This window comes from Pelagicoccus albus, assembly GCF_014230145.1.
Classification (GTDB): domain Bacteria; phylum Verrucomicrobiota; class Verrucomicrobiia; order Opitutales; family Opitutaceae; genus Pelagicoccus; species Pelagicoccus albus.
On the sequence record NZ_JACHVC010000012.1, the window covers coordinates 604,275 to 619,258 of the forward strand.

The window sequence follows — 14,984 nt, forward strand, 5'->3', positions numbered from 1 at the left end:
GGCTAAAATTTCGGATATCTTTGCCGATGATCGATAGGTATTTTCTCCCCACCCCCTTACCTACCTGAAAGCAAATGACTCAAAACGCAGCGACGCGTGATTCGATCCTCCTCGAGTCCGGTACCAACGAAGTCGAATTCATCGAGTTTTTCCTGGGCGGAATAAGTCACGGAATTAACGTTTCTAAAGTGCAACGCGTCATGGCTCGCAGCAGCGTGAAGGTCACAGGCGTCGCCCAAGCGCCCTACGGGACCATTGGTATGATTCATATTCAAGATGAGCCCATAATGCTGATGGATTTGAAGTCGGTTCTGGGCATCCCCTTCGATCCAGAGAGTCTAAACCTAGATCGCCAACTGATCCTAGTCACATCGTTCAACAAGCAAACAACTGCCTTCCTGATCGACGGAATCTCCAAAATTCACCGCACCTCTTGGGAATTCTTCGAACCTCTCAGCCAGAGCGCTACCGGCTACAACGGCAACTCCTACTCAACTGGAACAGTCACTATCGATGAGAACATCATCGTCATCCTGGACCTCGAGCAGCTCATGCTGAGCCTCTTCCCGTCAACTCATGGGGCTTACACCACGGAAGACTTGGTCGAATGCAAGGAGGAGAGAACAGCGATCCGGATTCTCTATGCAGAGGATTCGAAGATGGTCCGCACCATAACAGAGGATATTCTCAAACAATCCGGCTATATTCAGATCGAATCATTTTCAAACGGGGAGGAAGCATACTCGCATCTCTTGAAAAGAATTTCAGAAGGCGGACCCCCCTCTCCCTACGATCTGGTTCTAACCGATATCGAAATGCCCCAAATGGATGGCTTGACCCTCTGCAAGCGGGTTAAATCGGAAGCATGCCCCGATTCGCCTCCCAAGGTCATCGTCTACTCATCTTTGATAAACAAGGAGATGTCCCTGAAGTGCGCTTCCGTCGGAGCAGATGCTCAACTGGCGAAGCCAGACGTGGCACAGATCGTAGAGCTCATCGACTCCCTCTGCTTGCCAACTTCGCTCAACTAAGAAGCGTTGGGGCCCACTACCTTGCGAGTGGCGTAATCCCAGAAGAAGGGCGACTCGGCATCGATCTTCGTTCCTCCCCACCAACGTTCAGGAAAGGATCCACTAAGGTAATTGCTTCGGCCTTCCAGAACCGCCAAGCCGCGCTCCGTCAAATCAAGCCTCTGGGCTTCAAAAGCTTCGAAGGCCAAATCCCTAGGAGGACACAAAAACGCAGCACCACTTTCCAGGCTCAAGAGCGGCTCGGGCTCAGAACACAAAGCATCCAGAATCTGCCAAAACTCCCAGTCTATGCGAAATACGTTCTTTTCCGTCCTCTCAACCTCAGACCTCAAGGAACGCGGATCTCGAATCCCAAGGCGAACCGCGTCGAGTACCTGCATTTGACTGATGGAAAGCCCATTTTCTAGGCTGGGCAGCTCTTGAAGCCACCGCTCCAAAGCAGTTGCCAGACTACTCAGTTCCGCCGACCTCGCTCGATCCATCGCGTCTTCGACTTGCTTAGGATCGCAGCCAGCTATCGCATCCCACGTGATGGCGTAGACGGCATGCATGTTAGCCGGAATCCGCTCCGCAGTCTTAACAATTTCCAGCAGGGCGCCTTCTGAAAAAACCGATAGATCCCCGTCGACCTGCACCAAATGCCCCTTTGCTTGCTCCGCGATCGGGCGTTCGCTCAACCAACCGAGTATTTGGGAAAGGCCAAACTGGTCGGCCAGAGAACCTCCAAACAAAAGATAAACCTTGTCCTCAGACGCAAAGCCTTGCTGCAAATCCGCGTGGCGCAACTTGAAGTCCTCTTCCACCACGTTGTCCTCATCCCAATGGGAAGCAGCGTAGGCAAATGACCTCGCGCTTGCGAAGGCATCCAGATCGTTACCCGATACCAGACGTCCAAATGTCAGCGGGTCTTGCCAAGCGATGGCCTTTACTCGGGCATCCGCCCTTTCCAAAGCATTGGCTGTAGCTACGTCGTTTGTAAAAATGAGCATCTAGTGGGGCTATAGGTGATTCGATTAACCCGAGTCGTCAAACGAGATTTGGACTCCAAAGGAGCTCAGAAGACTGGCGACACACCCATGCGGGTCGAAATCACTCGCAACAAAAGTCTATCATGAGCTCAGATCCAAGCCCTTCGAAATGATACTGCCGACGAAAACTCATCGTAGAAGTATCAACTTTCATGCGGCGGTTCTTCAGTACTTTCGGAGTCGTAAGAGCCAGATTCGGATACCACTTGGTCAGCCCTCCCTTGACTAGGCCTACAAGCATATTGCCGAGTTCGCCCAAAGAGTCCTGCAGAGCTTCCTCTGAATCGCCCTCCAGCCAATCCAAGCTAGGCACGTCAAACAGCTTCATGGCGAAATGCTCGGCCGCTTCCTTAGGAAGGACCAACATGACCTTGCCTTTAGCGTCGCCGACCCAATTGACCACGATCGCGTAAAGCCCTTTGGAAATGGGTAGCTTCGCCAATATGTCACCAGACGGGTTCTCCATGAGACAGGCTCTGGAAAGCCAGGTCACTGTTTCATTTATCATGGAATCGAATACAGTAACCACTGCTTCGCGAGCGAGGTTGTCCAATCGTTCGGTAGGAACTTCTTGAGCGGGCATATACGTGTCTTGGTGGATGGAGTGAACAAATGTGAGTTCAACAGATAAGAGGACAATTAACCCAATCGTCATTTTATAAGTAATCCTAAGCCTCTTTATCTGAATCCTTGCGTAGGGTCCTTCAGAAATTCCTCGCTCAGGTCATCATAAACACCCCAGCGCCCTTCGGCGGTATACTATTTCATTATGATGCAATTTTGCGGAAATAGCTTAATATAAAGCCTCATCCTGCCGAAGGAATAGGACGACACCTACTTCTCTCTACCTCTTTGTACATTTCGGTAAAAGCATCCATTTGCACCAACCCTCCAGATTATGCCTAACCAGCAAGAAACCTTATCCCCTGTCCAACAAGTCGCCAACGCCATCGTATCCGGAGTAAAGAACGGGGATCTCGAGCTCCCCGTCATGCCGAGCGTAGCCAGCAAAGTATTTAGCCTTTCGAGAAATCCGGAGGCCGACATGGGCGAGCTCTCCAAACTGATCCATAGCGACCAATCTATCGCGAGCCATGTGCTCCGGATCGCCAACTCCGCGACCTACCGGAGTGGAGAGCCCATAGTATCCCTGCAACAGGCTGTGACTCGGCTAGGAATGAAACTGATGGGAGAAATCGCCATAGCCGTTTCCCTACAAGGTGACATTTTCAACGCAGGCGGCTTTGAGAAACAGATTAAGGAACTGCTTCGCCATGCGCTCGCAGCCGCAGCTTACGGACGCGAGATTGCCAAAAAGCGCAGACGCAACGTGGAAGGACAATTCCTCTGCGGACTTCTCCACTCCGTGGGACGTCCTATCTGCCTGAAGCTTATCTCAAAAGTGCAAAAGCAATTGGACGTGAGACTCAATGATAAGGAAGTCGCCCAGATCGTTTCCGCCATGCATTCAAAAATTGCTACTAAGGCGGCCCTTGACTGGGATCTGCCGAGGCAATTGCAGGTGACCACTCACTACTATCCCACCTACGAGAGAGCGCCCAGCTTCAAGGACGAGAGTGCAGCGACCTACCTTTCCCAACTGCTCGGACATTGGATGATGGAGCCCATGAAGTTCAATGTGCTGGACCTGTCCAAAGACCCCGTAATCGAATACCTTAACTTTTATCAAGACGACTTCCAGTACCTGCTCGGAAGAAAAGACGAAGTAAAAGCGGTTGTAGCCGCCATGGAACTATGACCCCAGACGAACTTTTCGACATCATCGTCATCGGATCCGGACCCGGTGGCCAAAAAGCAGCCGAGCAAGCCACTAAGTCAGGCCTAAAAGTAGCCATCGTCGAAAGAGAAAGAGCGGTGGGCGGAACCTGCGTTCACCTGGGTACGATTCCAAGCAAGACTTTGCGCGAAGCAGCTCTGACCATAACGACCCTCAAGCGCAACGCGGACGTATTCGACTTTAAGCTCAAGGAGAATATGGAGGTCTCAACCCTGATGAGGCGCTTGGACTCCGTGCTGCAGTCCTACACCAATCACATCTCCCAACAGATGGACCTCACTGGAGGTAAGGTATTCCTAGGCCGAGCCTCATTTATTGACGAAACCACTGTGCTGGTAACGACGGTTAAAGGAAAGCGGACCGTGCTTCAGGGTAAACACATTATCGTAGCAACCGGATCACGTCCTCGCACTCCCGAAGAAATTCCTGTCGATCATGAGCACATTCTCGATAGCGATTCTATTTTGAGCATGATTTACCTGCCTCGATCGCTAACGGTGATTGGCGCAGGTGTCATAGCGTCTGAATACGCCTCCATCTTCTCCCTGCTTGGCGTAAAGGTCACAATGATCGATAAAACGCCACGGCCTCTGATGTTCATGGAGCCAGAGCTAACCGGAAAATTCCTAGACAATTTTACCCGCTACGGGGGTAAATATATCGGCAATGTTAACGCCAAATCCGTCGAATGGAATGGGCTGCAAGTCCGTACCATTCTGGACAACGGACAGGAGCTCCTCAGCGACAAGATGCTGGTCGCCCAAGGTCGTCTCGCCAATACAGAACCTCTCAACCTGAGCAGCACGGGAGTGCAGCTTGGATCAAATGGTACCATCGACGTCGATGAAAACTATCAAACCTCCACCCCTTCCATCTATGCGGTCGGCGATGTCATCGGACCGCCTTCTCTCGCTTCAGTATCCATGGAGCAAGGACGCAGGGCAATAAAGCACATCATCGGAGAATCGAGCAAGGAATCTATCAGCCTAGTGCCGATAGGGATCTACGCAGTGCCAGAGCTATCCTCAGTCGGACTTTCGGAAGAGCAAGCCCGCGAGCAATACGGAGATAATATTATAATCGGAAGAGCGAGTTTTGACGAAGTTGCCCGCGGACAAATCGCAGGTATCAAGGACGGCATGCTCAAAATGATTTCCGACGAGCAAGGAGAGAAGATCCTGGGCGTACACATCGTTGCCGAGGGGGCAACCGATTTGATCCATGTTGGCGAAATGGCTATCCTCAACGGCAATTCCATCGACGTCTTCCTAGAAAATATTCTGAACTTCCCCACCCTCGGAGAAGCGTACCGCATCGCAGCCTTAAACATCGCTACCAAACGCTCTCAACGCCAAAGCAAGAAGCTGCAGCCCCGTATCCAAAAACTCATAGATGAAGCCGAGTTGAACTAAGGGCTTTATTGTTTTTTTACAAAACTTTACGAGTTCCCGTTTGTAAACCGGCCTATGCTCTACATTGTGGAGAGCACTGGCATGTGCGGGCGATACACCTTAAGAAAAGGCTTCAAATCTCTGGGCGAGAGCGTTGGGGATTACCTTCTGGAAAACAAAGTTGAAGCTCTCGGCGAAAGCGTTCCCCGCTACAACATCGCCCCGACCCAAAATAACACCGTCTTCCTACCCTCCCAGAACAATTCCAAAATCCTGAACACATCGCGGATGCGGTGGGGGCTAGTACCAAGCTGGTCGAAAGAGCCTCGCAGCCAATCGCCGATGATAAACGCGAGGTCGGAAACCGTTTTCGACAAGCCCTCGTTTAGGTCCGCTTTCGAACGCAGACGCTGTCTCGTACCCGCAGACGGTTTTTATGAATGGAAAAGGCGAAATGGCATTAACCAACCGTACCATTTTACCCTACGGGATGAAGCCCCGTTTTGCATGGCAGGAATTTGGGAGAGCTGGACAGGCAAAGATGGATACGAAATCCAGAGCTATACCATTCTGACCACCAGAGCGAATTCGCTGATGGCTAAATTCCACGACCGCATGCCCGTAATTCTCTCAGCGGAGCGATGCCGAGACTGGCTGGAGCTAAACACCTCTTCGATTAACAAGATCAAAGCCTCGGAAATCTTCGCTCCATTCGATTCCCAGGCAATGGCGTACAAGGTCGCAAATCCGGTTGTGAACAACAACAGCAACGAAGGCCCTGCTTGTCTCGAAGCACCCACAGCAGCCGACCAACCCCAGCTAGACCTGGACCTCTAGTCCGCGAGTTTTTCCTGCAGAAACGCCAAACAAACCCGCTCGTGCCAAGCCATCCCGCCCTTGCGAGCTCCGGGAAAACCTAGATGACCTCCTCGCTCGGGGAAAGTGGCGTAAAACATATCGCTTTGCGATGCGAGAACTTCAGGAAAACAGGCTTCGGTAAGAAACGGGTCGTTTCGCGCATTAAGAAGCAGCGAGGGTCGGGTGATGTCCTGAAGCCAGTTCAAAGCGCTACTACGCTTCCAATAGTCCTCTGCGCTGGCGAATCCATTTAAAGGAGCCGTGTAACGCCCATCAAATGCCTCAAAATCATCCAATTCCCTGCACCCTTCCGCATCCAGATCCTCAGGAAACAGCTTGGCTTTCCTTTCGATCTTTTCGCTGAGCAGACGAATGAACCGCTTCATGTAGAAGCGATTACTCGGTCGGCCGATGCGGAGAGCCGACCCCTCGAGATCGATCGGTGCCGAAATAGAAACCGCCGCTCGAACCCCTTTCGGCAGGCAATCGGAATTCTCTCCCATATATTTGAGCACGACGTTCCCTCCGAGACTAAAACCAACCAAAGCAAGACGGTCGTATCGCATTAATAAATACCTAGCCACCTCATCGACATCCCCGGTATCTCCACTGTGATAAAATCGGGCTTTGCGATTCATCTCTCCACTGCAGCCTCTGAAGTTGAGCGCCGCAAAATCCCAACCTAAGCGATTCACACATCTCGACAGACTCTTGACGTATGGAGCTCCCGAGGAGCCCTCCAGTCCATGCATTGCTAAAACGCAAGTATCGATATTATCATTACAACTGGGCTTGGAGAAATCTATGTCCACAAAATCGCCATCCGCCAGCTCGATACGCTCCCTACGGTAGGACAGCCTGAACCGCCTCCGAGTTACATTTGGTATGATCGTTTCCAGATGTTCCCCTCTCAGGCCGAGGGGACAGTGATAAGGTGGAGCTTGATAGATTGGCATTTAGCTTAGACTGAAGGCTTCCACCTTTCGCAGAGGAAGGATCGATAAAAAAGTCTCAGCCATTCTTTTTTTGCGCCATCTTAAAATAGCGATCTTGCTGCAGCAGCTACTATTTGTCTTAACCAAATCCTCATGGAGCAGCGGGAAGACCAGACAGAGATCGCGACCAACGCCTTCAACCGCGACCTAAATCGGCTGAAGGATATGCATCCTAGCGACATCGCGGAGAATCTCGAAGACAGGAGTCTCCCCGACATTCGTCAGGTGCTGCGCGAGTTACCGGACGAAAAGGTAGCCGAGATTTTGACCGAGCTCCCCCAGGACATCCAAACCGACCTTCTGGAAAATATGCGCTTGGAACGCGTTTCCGACATCATTCCCGAAATGTATTCGGACGATGCGGCCGACGCATTGGGAGGCGTCTCCGCAGAACGACTCCAGGAGATCATGGACCAGCTCCCCGACGAGGACGTCGAGGAGATAACCACCCTGCTTGAGTACGAGGCCGATACCGCAGGGGGTATCATGAGAACGGAAGTCAACGCGGTCCTCACCACGCTGGCCCTTTCGGAGGCAAGAGAAGCCATCCGCAAAGACGAAGACCAAGATCAAGATAACGCCATCTACATTTACGCAGTCGATGAAAACGAGCGTTTGCAAGGCGTGCTGAAACTAAGAGACCTCCTTTTCCGAGACCTTCGTCTGAAAGTGGCTGACGTCATGATCACCGAGGTACGCTCCGTATCGGTGAACGCCGACCAAGAGGAGATCGCCAACATCTTCCAAAAGTACAACTACCTCGCCCTCCCCGTAGTGGACGACTTCGGCAAACTAGTCGGACTCGTAACCTCGGACGACGTTATCGACGTTATCCAAGAAGAGGCCACAGAGGACATGCAGCGCATGGTGGGCTTGAGCGGAGAAGAAATGGTTACCACTCCGTGGAGCCGATCCGTGAAGAATCGCCTCCCTTGGCTGATGGTAAACCTGGGCACAGCATTTTTGGCCGCATGGGTGATATCCATGTTCGAAAAGACCATTTCCGCCTACACCGTACTCGCCTTTTTCCTACCCATCATAGGCGGAATGGGAGGCAATGCCGGCGCTCAAACCCTGACCATCGTTGTACGCTCGCTGGCTCTCGGAGAGATCGAGGACAAAGAGTGGAAACGGGTCTTGGTGAAGGAAATCATCATTGGCTCGGTAGCCGGCCTTGCCATTGGGATCGCAGTAGGAGCGATTTCCTGGCTCTGGCAAGGCAGCTGGCTGATCGGAGTCGTCGTATTTATGGCCATGCTGCTCAACATGGTTGCTGCCGCCCTAGCGGGAGTACTTGTCCCCGTCGGACTGCGAGCGGTCAAAGTCGACCCCGCACTTGCGTCCTCCATCATGGTAACCACAGTGACCGATGTGGTTGGCTTCTTCTTGTTTCTGAGCCTTGCCTCTTTGGCTCTCAAATTCGTTGCTCTCTAAAGCCTACCAAAGCGATCCAATCACTAGCAGTAAATTTCGCGCTAATCACCCCTATTTCCATCTCAGTTAACGAGAAATGCTCCGATTAAGGACTCTAGTCCTCAACATACTAACCGACCACTTCTAGCGAATTTTCGAACGAGCAAGCCTCACACGAACGCCCAACACCTCCGACAAACGTCGACCGCCACACCAAGAGAATCCCACCAAAATGTCCGTTTCTGTACCCGTCGGAAAAATTCACGAATTTCTCAGCACCTCGCTCGTCAAGGTTATCGACACGATGGCCAGTATGCAATGCGAGTGCAAAGGGCACGAATCCTATTCGGGCAAGCAAGCATTCAGTCCAAAGATCGATCCCGCCAAAGATGATTCAAAGCGAATGTTCGCTTCTTCCGTGGGATTTGCAGGCGAAATCAATGGCGTGTGCTATCTCTTCATGACGGAAAACTTCGCGTACGAAGCGAGTGGGAAAATTACAGGATTAGATCGCGAAGACTTGGATGATGACGTCGTGCGCGACGTTTGTGGCGAATTGACGAACATGTTTGCGGGCACTTTCAAAAACAAGCTAGCAGACCTAGGACTGCCCTCGACACTCACCCTCCCAACTGTTGTCCAAGGCAAACGCATGGCCATCAGTACAGCGGGTACCGCAGAGCAGTATCGGTTTACCTTCGAGGTCGGAAATCTCAATATCTACGCGGACCTCTTGCTTTCGCAACGCCTGTAAATCCGCTCACTTGGGCAAAATACGGTAAGCGCAACGACTACCGCCGCCTAGGAGATGTTCAACCCTCTCCACCTTGCAATCCGGGCCAAGAACCCGTTTGAAGACGGTCAATTCCCGCGCGCACAAGCCTTCGCAAACGGAAGCAGCGGCGCAAATCGGGCAATGATTCTCCACCAGCCGGAAACCAGCTTCTTCGTCGGCACTCACTTCCGCCATGTACCCTTCCGAATTGCGAAGGCGGGCAAGTTCCTTCACCCGCTCCTCTAGCGATTCGAACTGCTTCATCCGATCTGCGTAGTTACGCGCCTGTTCGTCCCTTCGCTCATTGAGCAATTTGTCGAGCGCTTCTTGGCCCAGAACAGTCTCTACGCTCCCCAACAAATCCAAAATGAGATCGCGATGCCGATCCGGGAAATGCCGAGCCGCTTCCGGCGTCAAAGACCAGTATTTTGTCGGACGCCCTTTCCCTTTGACCCGGTCCTCAGATTTCACGTCACCCAGTTGCTCGAGCTCCTGCATGTGCTGACGTATCGCCATGGAAGAGACACCGAGCTCGTCAGCCATCTCCTTGCTTGAAAGAGGGCCTTTCACCTTAAGCATCTCAAGTATGGTGCGGCGAGTCGCCCAATTCGGGCCTTTATAGCTGCCATTCTTTAAAGCCATCCCTTTTTAAAAAGGAAATTCTTTCTTAATAAGTCGAGCTTAAACGCCTGACAAAGAAGTGTCCTGCCCCGAGGAATCCCTCTGGCTTGCATCCCGACCCTTCAATCATGCTTCCCCCCTATCGACTTTTCTACGAAATGCTCTACAGTAAAAAGTCCGTAAAGAATCCCAAGTAGACAAACGAAAGGTAAGAGATGGATGACCTGCTCATAGTACGAAGTTCCGATAGGGTGCGACCGCACCTTCGCCACAGGCGAGAAGCCTCTCCGATCGGAGCAAATTTTGGTATCATCCTAGGAGCAGCATGCGGTATAATCGGAGCGAGCCAGACGCCACACAGCCCCACCATAGGGTTGGCCTTGGGGCTTGCTGTAGGTATCGCGATCGGCGGATTGATTGGCCCACTACTCCGATCACGTTTCAATCGGATAAGCCGCTATCCCCGAAACCACTACGACGGAATGCCTTTCTCGGAGCCCGGTGAAGAGCAGGAGGATAACGAAAAACGCCTCGAGACGTCCTAAGCCAAGGTCATCTCGACTGGGCAATGGTCCGAGCCCAGAATTTCAGGAAGGATCCTTGCTCCTTTGAGCCGAGGACGAAGGCTCTGCGATATGAGGAAATAATCGATTCTCCACCCCACATTCCGAGTCCGAGCGCCAGCACGGTAACTCCACCAGGAGTAATGCCCCTTCCCCTGGGTAAATTCTCGAAAAGTGTCTACAAAGCCCGCTTCCAAAATTGAGTCGAAACCCGCTCGTTCTTCGTCCGTGAAACCCGCGTTTTTCCGGTTCGTCTTCGGATTTGCCAGATCATCCTCGGTGTGAGCCACATTTAGGTCACCGCAAAAGATAACCGGCTTCGTTTCCTCTAGCTTCTTCACGAAGGCGAGAAAATCGCGGTCCCATTCCTGACGGTAATCAAGCCTCTTGAGCTCGTTTTGCGAATTCGGGGTGTAAACGGTGACCAAATAGAAATCCGAGTATTCCGCCGTGATCACGCGCCCCTCGGAGTCGTGTGCCTCCATACCCAATCCATAGAAGATAGATTCAGGCGTTTCCTTGGACAAAATAGCAGTTCCGGAATAGCCTTTTTTGACCGCCTCATTGGCTAAGACACTCTCATAGCCAATCCATTCAAAGCCTTTGACGATTTCTGCGGTCGCTTTGGTTTCCTGCAAACAAATGAAGTCGGCTCCACTTCCATCGAAGAAATCCATAGCCCCTTTTTTCAGGGCCGCCCGAATACCGTTCACATTCCAAGAAACAAATTTCATCCGAGCGTTCAAAACCACCTTCCCCGAGGCATCAAACTGAATTCACCAAAATTCGACTCGCTATCTAGCGCTCGACAAGCGGTAGGCGCCGCCTAAAGTCCCCACCTCCACCAAGAAATGACAGCCGGACGACACATACCATTGGGCCAGGCCATACCTGACTCTAAACATGCCGTATCAGTCAGCATACCAACGATGCGGGACGTGATTGGCTATGAAGAGAAGTCGCCCGAAACCCTAGCTAAACTGGATTCCGGATACCCGCGTTTTGTGCTTCACCAGCACCTGCGGCAAATCGAATCCCACTGGCAACGCCTCTTCGAAAAGCCGGATGCTAGGTTCTGGCCCACCTCTAGCGAGAAAATGGCCAAGCGCCTACAGGCCCGTTTGGGTTCGACTCCAAGCAAGTTGATTAAACATAGAGGAGTATCGGCGATTAGGATACAAGACGATCCACAAACAAATCTAGAGGCGAAGAGTTTCCTACAACATGTGGGCGGTTTCTTGTCCTCGCGACAAGCAGAGGATTATCTTTTTGCAGAAGGGGTCATTTCCGAAAAACAAGCCGAAGTCACCTACGAAGGTGATAGCGAAAACCGGATACTGGACGAGCTTGAGCCTCTTCTGGGAGTAGATCGGGAAAACATCGTCTTTTCAAACTCGGGGATGAATGCCTTCTACGCAGCGTTCGAGGCGGTACGATCCGTTCAAGAGCCAGAAGGTCGAACCAATTGGGTGAAGTTGGGATGGCTCTACTCCGACACCATGCACATCCTCGATAAACTCGGAGCTGAAAACTCCAACAATATCGAGCTAATGGACGTGCTGGATCTCGATGCCTTGGAGTCGAAGCTTGAAGAATGCGGATCCACCGTAGCAGGCATTGTCACGGAGACCCCAACAAACCCGTTAATTCAAACTGTCGATCTCCAACGTATCCGTAATTTAGCGACAAAACACGGTGCCTATCTCATTGTGGATCCGACTGTCGCGTCTCCGGCGAACATAGACGTATCCCCTTACGCTGACATCATCGTAAACAGCCTTACCAAATATGCAGCCAACGAAGGCGACGTGCTGCTTGGCTTGAACGCGATAACGAAAAATTGCCCCCGAGGAGAAGAAATCCTCAATAGCATTCGCGAAAACGTAGAAGCTCCCTACTCGAGAGACCTCGACCGCTTGGCACAGCAAATTGGCGGCTATGGTAAGCTTACGGAGAAAATAAACCAGTCGATGCCAATCGTAGCTCGTTTCCTCGAACAACACCCTAAAGTTGCTAGCGTTTATTGGGCAAAACAGGAGCAGACTCGGGCGAATTTCGAAAAGATCTCCCGCAGCCCGGATTCGTGCGCTGGTTTGCTCTCCTTCGAATTGAATTCAGAGCTCGCGACTTTTTTGGATGCCACCCCTTTGCCCAAGGGGCCTAGCTTCGGCATGCGGTCCACATTACTTTGCCCCTACATTTATCTCGCTCACTACTCTCTCGTCAGTTGCGAGGAGGGTCGCAAAGAGCTGCTCCGCTGCGGCATCAATCCCGAACTCCTACGCCTTTCGGTGGGAGATGAGCCCGCTGAGGAAATTATCTCAGCCCTCGAAATTGGTCTAAACGCAAAATCCTAAAACACTCATGTCACGTCCCGATACTGGCGTCGTCCACTACGACCTTCCTTCACCCTACATTCCCCACCCTAATGGACTGCTGCACTTGCCGCGGTTCATCGCCAAAGCGAAGAAAGCTGTTAAAGGGGAGCTCGGAAAGTCATACCAACGCAACTACAAGAAAGGCTTCGACCGCTTCCTCTGCCTCCACTTGGGCATCGATCCAGACGATGTGGAAGCCATCGTCCGTGAATCAACGGATGACGCTGAAATCGAGGAGCGATTGAAGAAAATTCTGCCCGAAGATCTCCAAGTCGCAAAATGGAACCGCGAGGTGGTGCAAAAGGGACTGAGCCCTATGGGACGTGAAGCCCTCGATTCGGCAAAACGCAAGATGGGCATCGAGGATCGCGACGATCTGATGACTTTCGCCGACATGATCGAGTTTGACGAGGAACGAATCCCCTAACATATAGTTGCCCTACCCGCATAACTAGCGGGCCGATCGGACACCAACTCCGTCTCTTGTACAACTATGACAACCTATTCTGATCAGGAAGTCCTAAGTAGCGGGACATTGCCCGCCAAACGTGGGGGCTGCCACGAACTGGAGTTCTCGGGCGAACATGTAGTGACCGCTAAGATTCCGGTTCTGCCCTTGCAACTCACCTACACGCTCCCATCGGGAGCTCGCATCTCCGCCCACGCCTTCGCTCGGGGAGACGGCAAAGCGGTGGCCCGGTGTTACCTACCCGAAAGCGGCGAGTGGAAATGGGAGGCTAAAAATTCCCTCGGCAAGGGAGTCGCCAGCGGGCTTATCCACGTCCGTACCTCTGACCTGCCGGGCAAGCTCCGTGTTTCGTTACAAGACAATCGGCAATTTCAATACGACAACGGCACCGCTTTCTTACACTTGGGGGACGTTGCAGAGGCTTTGCTTTCACCAGATCAGGACAACTGGGCCGCCTACATCAACCAAGCAGCCCAAGCGGGATTTACCAAAATCCGAGTTCGACTGGGCGAGTCCGAAGATTCCGTATCGAACTTCTATGGTCCCAACCGGAAACAGCTAAACCTCGCGTTCTGGGACGAAGTCGAAAAGCGGCTTCTCTTCGCACTCGGTCGATTCCCGAAAATCCAGTTTCAGCTAAACCTCTTCGCCCAAGACCGGGAAGAGCTCGAAAAATTCGAGGAGGGAGACATTCTGAGCCATTTATTGGTCTCCTACGTCTGCGAACGGTTCAGTCCTTTGGCTAACGTTCACTGGAGCCTCGCCTCCGAGATCGATCCAGCCAAGGACAGTGCCGTAACGCTTCAAGCCCTCTCTAAGCTCGGCAAAACGATATACGAGCAAGCACCATGGCATTCCCTCATCACCTGTGGTCAGCCCCGCTTCGCGAATTTCCTTTTCAATGGCGAAAAGTGGTGCGGCATGACTTCGCTGTCCTCCCTAGGACAAGTGCACGGGGAAGTTGTCACCGCAAATGCGCCCTTATCCTCGAAACCTATCGTTCTCGATCAGGATCGATCCGAGTACGAACTAGCTCCATTGGTTCCGCGTTACTATTTCCGGCGACTCTTCTGGGGTATGATTCTTTCGGGAGGACACCCAAGCTACCACGGTCTCGATACCAGTGGAAAAGGCAGCGGGCACAAATCTGGAATAGTCGGCTACTACGACGCATGCCACGCAGCTCGCTTGCACTCGGGCGCCCATGACCTCCTCCACATCCGAACCTTTCTAAGCGAGACTTGCGGTGACCTCAACGGATGGGTGTCAGATGACTCTATAGCCGGCAACAAACCACTACTCGCCAAAGCGATGCGTTCCTCCGATTCGGATTCCTGCATTATCTATGTTGCAAATCCAGATTCTCACGAGGGCCACAGCGGAAAGAACGGGAGTGGCTTCTATTCCGATCAAAACGCAAGCGCCAGCGACATCTTTACCACTTTCAATCTCGAGCTTCCTTTCGACAATGGCTCCGCCAAGTGGTTCAATCCTCGCACCGGCGAGTGGAATGGCTCGGTCGAAATTAGCAAAGCCTCAACTATTTTCCTCACTCCAGAGCCGGAGGATTGGGTTCTTTGGGTTCAAAAGAGTTAGCCTGCAGGGACTAGTCCCTAAGCCAAAGGAAAACGCCCTACTCGATTCGACAATTCAGAGTGGCTGCG

General features: G+C 52.2%; 15 protein-coding genes. 10 read left to right on the forward strand and 5 right to left on the reverse strand.

What is annotated here, in order from left to right:
- Positions 1 to 74 precede the first annotated feature (74 nt).
- Positions 75 to 1,031 carry a chemotaxis protein gene (locus H5P27_RS12235; protein ID WP_185660684.1) on the forward strand — a complete coding sequence of 319 codons (957 nt, stop codon included), beginning with the start codon at positions 75 to 77 and terminating at the stop codon, positions 1,029 to 1,031.
- Here the strand turns inward: H5P27_RS12235 and H5P27_RS12240 are convergent.
- Positions 1,028 to 2,020 (reverse strand): hypothetical protein, encoded by a 993-nt coding sequence (locus H5P27_RS12240; protein WP_185660685.1) that lies wholly within the window; start codon positions 2,018 to 2,020, stop codon positions 1,028 to 1,030. The two genes, H5P27_RS12235 and H5P27_RS12240, sit on opposite strands and share 4 nt — an antisense overlap.
- A gap of 100 nt (positions 2,021 to 2,120) precedes the next feature.
- A complete protein-coding gene (locus H5P27_RS12245; protein ID WP_185660686.1) occupies positions 2,121 to 2,642 on the reverse strand; it encodes a chemotaxis protein CheX in 522 nt (173 codons plus the stop codon).
- A 315-nt stretch (positions 2,643 to 2,957) separates the two neighbouring features.
- On the opposite strand from H5P27_RS12245, the gene H5P27_RS12250 reads away from it, so the two are divergent.
- Genes H5P27_RS12250 through H5P27_RS12260 form a run of 3 tightly spaced genes read left to right on the forward strand, consistent with a single transcriptional unit; the run spans position 2,958 to position 6,085 of the window.
- Positions 2,958 to 3,818: an HDOD domain-containing protein gene (locus H5P27_RS12250; protein WP_185660687.1), complete on the forward strand. Its 861-nt coding sequence runs from the start codon at positions 2,958 to 2,960 to the stop codon at positions 3,816 to 3,818.
- The gene (gene sthA, locus H5P27_RS12255; protein WP_185660688.1) at positions 3,815 to 5,269 is read left to right on the forward strand and encodes a Si-specific NAD(P)(+) transhydrogenase; all 1,455 of its coding nucleotides are present in this window, start codon (positions 3,815 to 3,817) and stop codon (positions 5,267 to 5,269) included. The genes H5P27_RS12250 and sthA overlap by 4 nt, the downstream gene beginning before the upstream one ends.
- Positions 5,270 to 5,323: 54 nt before the next feature.
- Entirely contained in the window at positions 5,324 to 6,085 is a 762-nt protein-coding gene (locus H5P27_RS12260) for an SOS response-associated peptidase (RefSeq protein ID WP_185660689.1), read from the forward strand.
- Here the strand turns inward: H5P27_RS12260 and H5P27_RS12265 are convergent.
- Positions 6,082 to 7,062: a YheT family hydrolase gene (locus H5P27_RS12265; RefSeq protein ID WP_185660690.1), complete on the reverse strand. Its 981-nt coding sequence runs from the start codon at positions 7,060 to 7,062 to the stop codon at positions 6,082 to 6,084. The two genes, H5P27_RS12260 and H5P27_RS12265, sit on opposite strands and share 4 nt — an antisense overlap.
- A 132-nt stretch (positions 7,063 to 7,194) precedes the next feature.
- Between H5P27_RS12265 and mgtE the strand changes: the two genes are divergently transcribed.
- Positions 7,195 to 8,535, forward strand: a complete 1,341-nt coding sequence (mgtE, locus tag H5P27_RS12270) for a magnesium transporter (protein WP_185660691.1) — start codon at positions 7,195 to 7,197, stop codon at positions 8,533 to 8,535.
- 211 nt (positions 8,536 to 8,746) lie between these two features.
- On the forward strand, positions 8,747 to 9,268 hold the full coding sequence (locus tag H5P27_RS12275) for a chemotaxis protein CheX (RefSeq protein WP_185660692.1): 522 nt from the start codon (positions 8,747 to 8,749) through the stop codon (positions 9,266 to 9,268).
- Between the two features lie 6 nt (positions 9,269 to 9,274).
- On the opposite strand, the gene H5P27_RS12280 is transcribed toward H5P27_RS12275, so the two are convergent.
- On the reverse strand, positions 9,275 to 9,931 hold the full coding sequence (locus H5P27_RS12280; protein ID WP_185660693.1) for a helix-turn-helix transcriptional regulator: 657 nt from the start codon (positions 9,929 to 9,931) through the stop codon (positions 9,275 to 9,277).
- A gap of 194 nt (positions 9,932 to 10,125) precedes the next feature.
- Here H5P27_RS12280 and H5P27_RS12285 point away from each other — a divergent pair, with 194 nt between their 5' ends.
- Positions 10,126 to 10,455: an ABC transporter permease gene (locus H5P27_RS12285; protein ID WP_185660694.1), complete on the forward strand. Its 330-nt coding sequence runs from the start codon at positions 10,126 to 10,128 to the stop codon at positions 10,453 to 10,455.
- Here H5P27_RS12285 and H5P27_RS12290 read toward each other — a convergent pair.
- Positions 10,452 to 11,207 carry an exodeoxyribonuclease III gene (locus H5P27_RS12290; RefSeq protein WP_185660695.1) on the reverse strand — a complete coding sequence of 252 codons (756 nt, stop codon included), beginning with the start codon at positions 11,205 to 11,207 and terminating at the stop codon, positions 10,452 to 10,454. The two genes, H5P27_RS12285 and H5P27_RS12290, sit on opposite strands and share 4 nt — an antisense overlap.
- A 117-nt stretch (positions 11,208 to 11,324) precedes the next feature.
- Here H5P27_RS12290 and H5P27_RS12295 point away from each other — a divergent pair, with 117 nt between their 5' ends.
- The 3 genes from H5P27_RS12295 (at position 11,325) to H5P27_RS12305 (ending at position 14,916) form a co-directional block, all read left to right on the forward strand.
- Positions 11,325 to 12,830, forward strand: a complete 1,506-nt coding sequence (locus tag H5P27_RS12295; RefSeq protein WP_185660696.1) for an aminotransferase class I/II-fold pyridoxal phosphate-dependent enzyme — start codon at positions 11,325 to 11,327, stop codon at positions 12,828 to 12,830.
- A 7-nt stretch (positions 12,831 to 12,837) separates the two neighbouring features.
- Positions 12,838 to 13,278, forward strand: coding sequence for a DUF5069 domain-containing protein (locus H5P27_RS12300; RefSeq protein WP_185660697.1), 441 nt, complete (start codon positions 12,838 to 12,840; stop codon positions 13,276 to 13,278).
- Positions 13,279 to 13,344: 66 nt separating this feature from the next.
- Positions 13,345 to 14,916: an apiosidase-like domain-containing protein gene (locus H5P27_RS12305; protein WP_185660698.1), complete on the forward strand. Its 1,572-nt coding sequence runs from the start codon at positions 13,345 to 13,347 to the stop codon at positions 14,914 to 14,916.
- The last annotated feature ends 68 nt before the right edge of the window (positions 14,917 to 14,984 follow it).

Bases quoted from the DNA above. Each gene is read 5' to 3' on its own strand.
- H5P27_RS12275 (WP_185660692.1), top strand. From the start codon at position 8,747: ATGTCCGTTTCTGTACCCGTCGGAAAAATTCACGAATTTCTCAGCACC.
- H5P27_RS12295 (WP_185660696.1), top strand. From the start codon at position 11,325: ATGACAGCCGGACGACACATACCATTGGGCCAGGCCATACCTGACTCT.
- H5P27_RS12280 (WP_185660693.1), bottom strand. From the start codon at position 9,931: ATGGCTTTAAAGAATGGCAGCTATAAAGGCCCGAATTGGGCGACTCGC.
- H5P27_RS12250 (WP_185660687.1), top strand. From the start codon at position 2,958: ATGCCTAACCAGCAAGAAACCTTATCCCCTGTCCAACAAGTCGCCAAC.
- H5P27_RS12245 (WP_185660686.1), bottom strand. From the start codon at position 2,642: ATGCCCGCTCAAGAAGTTCCTACCGAACGATTGGACAACCTCGCTCGC.
- H5P27_RS12285 (WP_185660694.1), top strand. From the start codon at position 10,126: ATGGATGACCTGCTCATAGTACGAAGTTCCGATAGGGTGCGACCGCAC.
- H5P27_RS12240 (WP_185660685.1), bottom strand. From the start codon at position 2,020: ATGCTCATTTTTACAAACGACGTAGCTACAGCCAATGCTTTGGAAAGG.
- H5P27_RS12290 (WP_185660695.1), bottom strand. From the start codon at position 11,207: ATGAAATTTGTTTCTTGGAATGTGAACGGTATTCGGGCGGCCCTGAAA.
- mgtE (WP_185660691.1), top strand. From the start codon at position 7,195: ATGGAGCAGCGGGAAGACCAGACAGAGATCGCGACCAACGCCTTCAAC.
- H5P27_RS12260 (WP_185660689.1), top strand. From the start codon at position 5,324: ATGCTCTACATTGTGGAGAGCACTGGCATGTGCGGGCGATACACCTTA.
- H5P27_RS12265 (WP_185660690.1), bottom strand. From the start codon at position 7,062: ATGCCAATCTATCAAGCTCCACCTTATCACTGTCCCCTCGGCCTGAGA.
- H5P27_RS12235 (WP_185660684.1), top strand. From the start codon at position 75: ATGACTCAAAACGCAGCGACGCGTGATTCGATCCTCCTCGAGTCCGGT.
- sthA (WP_185660688.1), top strand. From the start codon at position 3,815: ATGACCCCAGACGAACTTTTCGACATCATCGTCATCGGATCCGGACCC.
- H5P27_RS12305 (WP_185660698.1), top strand. From the start codon at position 13,345: ATGACAACCTATTCTGATCAGGAAGTCCTAAGTAGCGGGACATTGCCC.
- H5P27_RS12300 (WP_185660697.1), top strand. From the start codon at position 12,838: ATGTCACGTCCCGATACTGGCGTCGTCCACTACGACCTTCCTTCACCC.